Source organism: Deinococcus rhizophilus (assembly GCF_030271215.1).
Taxonomy (GTDB): Bacteria; Deinococcota; Deinococci; order Deinococcales; family Deinococcaceae; genus Deinococcus; species Deinococcus rhizophilus.
In genome coordinates, this window is record NZ_JASNGB010000196.1 from 1 (window position 1) to 5295 (window position 5295).

The following is a 5295-nucleotide window of genomic DNA, read 5'->3' on the forward strand; positions in this document are numbered from 1 at the left end:
CGCTGCGGGCGGTGCAGTCGGCGGCGGCCTCGGGCGAGCGGGACACGGCGGCGCTGCGGCAGGCGGGGCTGGCGGTGCTGGCCCAGGAGCCGGAGCTGAGTCTCGAATACCTCGCGGTGGTGAACGGTGACATGCGCGAAAGACCCGCTGTGGAGAATGACCCCATGACCCGCGTGCTGGTGGCCGCCCGGATGTTCGGCGTCCGGTTGATCGACAACATGGCCCTCTTTCCCGAGCCGGAGGCAGCCCCCGCGTGCTGACCCTCGACGAGCTGCTGCGCGAGATGGTGTCCCGCCGGGCGTCGGACGTGCACCTGCAGGTCGGCAGTCCCCCGGTCGGGCGGCTGGACGGGGACCTGCTGCCCTTCGGTCAGGACGTGCTGATGCCCGCCGACACGGCGGCGCTCGCGCAGACCATCCTCTCGCCGGACCAGTGGGAGGACGTGGGCTACGGGCACGAGATCGACCTCGCCTACAGCGTGCCGGGGCTGGGCCGCTTCCGCTGCAACGTGTTCCGGCAGCGCGGCGTGGTGGGCATCGTGATGCGGACCGTGAACGAGAGCATCCCCAGCTTCGACACGCTGGGCCTTCCCGCCGACGTGCTGCGCTCGCTGGCGGACGCGCCGCGCGGCCTGGTGCTGGTCACCGGGCCCACGGGCAGCGGCAAGAGCACCACGCTGGCCGCCCTGATCGACCACATCAACCGCACCCACGCCCGGCACATCATCACCATCGAGGACCCCATCGAGTACCTGCACCGCCACGGCAGGAGCCTGGTCGTGCAGCGCGAGATCGGCCCCGATACGCGCGACTTCCGCACGGCGCTCAAGTACGCGCTGCGCCAGGACCCCGACGTGATCATGATCGGGGAGATGCGCGACAAGGACACGGTGGAGGCCGCGCTCTCGGCGGCGCAGACCGGGCACCTCGTCCTGTCCACCCTGCACACCCAGGACGCCATCCGCAGCGTGAACCGCATCATCGACTTCTTCCCGCCGCACGAGCGCGATCAGGTGCGGGTGCAGCTCGCCGAGTCGCTCGTCGGCATCGTGAGCCAGCGGCTCCTCGCCAGGGCCGACGGTGCGGGCCGGGTGCTGGGCACCGAGATCCTGCTGAACACGCCCCTGATCGGCGACTACATCAAGGACGAGGACAAGACCCCCTTGATCAAGAGCGCCCTGATGGAAGACAACATCCGGGGCATGCAGACCTTCGACCAGCACCTTGTGCAGCTCTACCAGCACGGCCTGATCCACATGGACGAGGCGCTCGCGGCGGCGACCAGCCCCCACGAGGTCCGGCTGATGGTGACGCGGGCGGGGGCAGGGTTCTAGGGCGGTTGGCGGCAAAGACCCCTCACCCCTCGGCTGCGCAGGGCCCTCTCTGCCAGCAGCTCTACGCGTCACCCACGAGGGCAGAGGGTCAGAACAGCCCTCTCTCTTCTGTTCTCTTCTGTCGCTCTTCTGTCAAACGCTCCAGAGTCCGTGCCAGGGGGCAGTCCAGCCGCACAAAGGGCTTCGACCCGGCGTCCGGGAACCCGTACCCCACACCCCCGCCGCTTTTCCTATACTGGACCGCTATGACCAGGGAACGCATTTCCATGACCCAGCGCGGCCACGACAAGCTGCGCGAGACGCTCGAACACCTCAAGACCACCCGGCGCGAGCAGATCAGCGAGTACATGGGGTCGGCCATCGCGGACGGCGACCTGCGCGAGAGTGCCGCCTACGACGAGGCCCGCATGCAGCAGAGCGAGAACGAGGCCCGCATCGTCGAGATCGAGGACCAGCTCGAACGCGCCCTGATCGTGGCGGAAGACTCCTCCGGCGGCATCGGCCTGGGGGCCCGCGTGCGGGTGCGCGACGAGAAGGGCCTGGAGCGGCAGTTCGAACTCGTGGGCACCTACGAGGTCGACGTCCTGAAGGGCAGGATCAGCGACGCCAGCCCCATCGGACAGGCCCTGCTGGGCCGCCACGAGGGCGACGTGGTGCCCGTGCCGCTGCCCAAGGGGACCGCCCGGTTCGAGGTGCTGGAAGTGACGTACAGCTAAAACGGCTTCCGTCTGTTCCGCGAACAAACCGGAAGAACGCCAGTTTGCTCACTCCAGGCCCGGCACCCGTTTCTCTCCTTCTCACTCTGCTCCGCACTCCTTCGCAGCTTTTCAAGTCCGCTTGGAGTTCCGGTTGACGCGTCAACCTCTCCACCGGAGTCCATCTCAGCGGTCGAACGTCGGAGCGGGGGCTGCACATCGGCTCCCGCCCCCTGCTGCCGCCCGCACCGGTACGACTGGGTACAATGCGGCCCGCACCGCTGGAACCACTTCCAGCCCATGCCCACCCTGATTTCCGGAGGCCTGATTCATGACTGTTCAACGTTCCAGCGGCGTGCTGCTGCACCCCACCAGCCTGCCCGGTCCCCACGGCATCGGGGAACTCGGTGCCCACGCCCGCGCCTTTATCGACTGGCTCGCGGCAGCCGGACAGCGGTCCTGGCAGGTGCTGCCCCTGGGTCCCACCGGCTACGGCGACAGCCCGTATCAGGCGTTCAGTGCCTTTGCCGGGAATCCGTACCTCGTGGACCTCGCTGCCCTGCGGGAGGAGGGCCTGCTGACCGGGGCCGACTTCGCGGACCTGCCTGCCTTCGACGCTGAGCGGGTGGACTTCGGCCTCCAGTACGTGTGGCGCAACCGGATGCTGGACCGCGCCCACGCCCGGTTCGCGGCGGGAGAAGTGCCGGGGCTGCGGGCCGAGTTCGCCGCCTTCCGGCAGGGGGAGGCGGACTGGCTGGACGACTACGCCCTGTTCATGGCGCTGAAGGCCGAACACGGCGGTGCGGCCTGGAGTGAGTGGGCGCCCGAACTGCGCGACCGCGACGCCGGGGCACTGGCGGCGGCCCGCGAGCGGCTGGCGACCCAGGCCGAGCGGGTGGCCTTCGGGCAGTTCCTGTTCTTCCGGCAGTGGGGGGCGCTGCGGGGGTACGCCCGCGCGAGGGGCGTGCAGGTGATCGGGGACATCCCGATTTTCGTGGCGCTCGATTCCAGCGACGTGTGGGCCGAGCGCGGGGGCTTCAAGTTCGACGACCGCGGGCAACCCACGGTGGTCGCGGGCGTGCCGCCGGACTACTTCTCGGAGACCGGGCAGCTGTGGGGCAATCCCCTCTACCGCTGGGACGTGATGGCGGAAAGCGGCTACGCGTGGTGGATTCGGCGCTTTCAGGGCAGCCTCAAGCTCTATGACCTGATCCGCATCGACCACTTCCGGGGCTTCGCGGCCTCGTGGGAGATTCCCTTTCCGGCCGAGACGGCGATCGGGGGCGAGTGGGTCCCGGCGGCGGGCCGGGAGATGCTGGAGGCGGTGCGTGGAGCACTGGGCGGCCTTCCCGTGATCGCCGAGGACCTCGGCGTGATCACCCCGGACGTGGAGGCGCTGCGCGACGACCTCGGGCTGCCGGGGATGGCGGTGCTGCAATTCGCCTTCGGGGGCGGGGACTTTTCCGTGAACGACTTTCTGCCGCACAACCTGCGGGAAAACCAGGTCGTCTACACCGGCACCCACGACAACGACACCTCGCGCGGGTGGTGGGCGGCGGCGTCCGAGCAGGAGCGGCACAATTTCCGGGTGTACACGGGCAGTGATCCCCGCGAGGAGACGTTCGCGTGGCAGCTCACCGAACTGGCCTTCGGGAGCCGCGCCGACCTCGCCGTGGTGCCGCTGCAGGACCTGCTGAACCTGGGCACCGGGGCCCGCATGAACCTGCCGGGCACGACCGGGCCGCACAACTGGACGTGGCGTTTCGGGGAAGGCGACCTGACGCCCGAGCTGGCGGCGCGGGTGCGCGAGCTGACGGGTCGGACCGGGCGGACTGGCTAGACCGAACGGCGCGGGCGGGGCGCGGGACCGGAGACTCCCTGTGCCCGCGCCCTATCCTGTCTCCCATGAAGCTCTACACCAAGACGGGCGACGGCGGTTCCACCGGGCTGTACGGCGCCGACCGGGTCAGCAAGGCGCACGTGCGGGTCGAGGCTTACGGCACCGTGGACGAACTCAACTCGGCGGTGGGGCTGGCGCGGGCGCTGGGCGCTGGACCGCTCGACCCCGACCTGGACTACCTGCAGAACGCGCTGTTCGACCTCGGGGCCGACCTCGCCACCCGGCAGGAGAGTCCCTACGGCCAGAAGCTCAGCCGCATCGACGCGCAGGACGTGGCCCATCTGGAGGCGCTGATCGACCGCTACCAGGAGGAGGCGCCGCCCTTCACCGGCTTCGTGCATCCGGGGGGCACGCCCGCCGCCGCTGCCCTGCACGTGGCCCGCACGGTCGCCCGCCGCGCCGAGCGCGAGGTGATCCGGCTGGCGCACGAGGAGGACATCAACGAGCACGTGCAGGTGTATCTCAACCGCCTCTCCGACCTGCTGTTCGTGATGGCCCGCGCCGCGAACCAGGCGGCGGGGCTGGGCGAACAGGCGTGGATGGTGAAAGGCCGCAGGTAGCGCGTGGCGTGTGGCCTGTCGGGGACCGAAGCGGATGCCGGGGCCCTCCACCAGCCGCGCGGGTCCTCCACCGGCCACACGCTACTTCGTGTTCAGGAAGTCCAGAATCGCCCGCGCGATGGCGACCGCGATGCGCTCGCGGTAGGCCTCCTGCGAGAGCTTGGCTCCCTCGACCGGGTTGGAGCCGAAGCCGATCTCGATCAGGATGGCGGGGGTGGTGGGATTGCGAATCACGTAAAAGGCGTCGGTGAGCACGCCCCGGTTCAGGGCACCCGTCGCCTTCACGAGGTTGGCCTGCACCTTCTGCGCGAGCTGGCGCGAGAAGGCGAGCTTGGCCTGCACCAGCAGGTCGCCCAGCAGGCTCTGGGCGCTGTTGGTCGCCTGCCGGGTGAGCTGCTGCCCGACCGCGCCGCCGCCGTTTTCCTGAATGGCGAGGCTGCGGCTGCGCCCCGGCATAGGCTGACCGAAGTAGTAGGTCTCCACGCCATGCGCCGCCGGGTTGGTGGAGGCGTTGACGTGGATACTGACGAAGGCGGCCGTGTCGTCGTTTTTTGCCAGCCTGGAACGCAGGTCGAGGTCCGGGCCCTTGCTGGCGTGGAGGTGGCGGTCGGTCTCACGGGTCATCACCACGTCCACCCCGTGTTCCTGCAGCTCGCGGCGCACCCGCAGGGCCACGTCCAGATTGACCGCCGACTCCTTGACCCAGCGGCTCTGCATGCCGGGGTCGTTGCCGCCGTGCCCGGCGTCCAGCACCACCCGGGGGCGCGTGACCTTTGCCGCGCTGGCCGGGCGGGCGACGGCGGCGGC

The 5295-nt window shown here is 69.9% G+C and carries 6 protein-coding genes; 5 read left to right on the top strand and 1 reads right to left on the bottom strand.

The genetic code is table 11. The features are described from left to right. From QOL99_RS14800 to QOL99_RS14820, 5 genes are all read left to right on the top strand, one after another. Positions 1–260: pantoate--beta-alanine ligase (locus QOL99_RS14800; RefSeq protein ID WP_326522590.1), on the top strand; the 260-nt coding region annotated here is incomplete at its 5' end. Beyond that, positions 257–1333, top strand: a complete 1077-nt coding sequence (locus QOL99_RS14805) for a type IV pilus twitching motility protein PilT (protein WP_285524958.1) — start codon at positions 257–259, stop codon at positions 1331–1333. The genes QOL99_RS14800 and QOL99_RS14805, both read left to right, overlap by 4 nt. Positions 1334–1578: 245 nt before the next feature. Beyond that, a complete protein-coding gene (locus tag QOL99_RS14810; protein ID WP_285524952.1) occupies positions 1579–2049 on the top strand; it encodes a transcription elongation factor GreA in 471 nt (156 codons plus the stop codon). Between the two features lie 310 nt (positions 2050–2359). Then, positions 2360–3868 (top strand): 4-alpha-glucanotransferase, encoded by a 1509-nt coding sequence (gene malQ, locus QOL99_RS14815; protein ID WP_285524954.1) that lies wholly within the window; start codon positions 2360–2362, stop codon positions 3866–3868. Between the two features lie 65 nt (positions 3869–3933). After that, a complete protein-coding gene (locus QOL99_RS14820) occupies positions 3934–4488 on the top strand; it encodes a cob(I)yrinic acid a,c-diamide adenosyltransferase (protein ID WP_285524956.1) in 555 nt (184 codons plus the stop codon). Between the two features lie 81 nt (positions 4489–4569). Here QOL99_RS14820 and QOL99_RS14825 read toward each other — a convergent pair. After that, on the bottom strand, positions 4570–5295 hold a 726-nt coding region (locus QOL99_RS14825), incomplete at its 5' end, for an N-acetylmuramoyl-L-alanine amidase family protein (RefSeq protein WP_285524957.1).

What these genes read in the sequence shown, in the direction of transcription:
- QOL99_RS14820 (WP_285524956.1), top strand. Translation starts at nt 3,934, where the DNA reads ATGAAGCTCTACACCAAGACGGGCGACGGCGGTTCCACCGGGCTGTAC.
- QOL99_RS14810 (WP_285524952.1), top strand. Translation starts at nt 1,579, where the DNA reads ATGACCAGGGAACGCATTTCCATGACCCAGCGCGGCCACGACAAGCTG.
- malQ (WP_285524954.1), top strand. Translation starts at nt 2,360, where the DNA reads ATGACTGTTCAACGTTCCAGCGGCGTGCTGCTGCACCCCACCAGCCTG.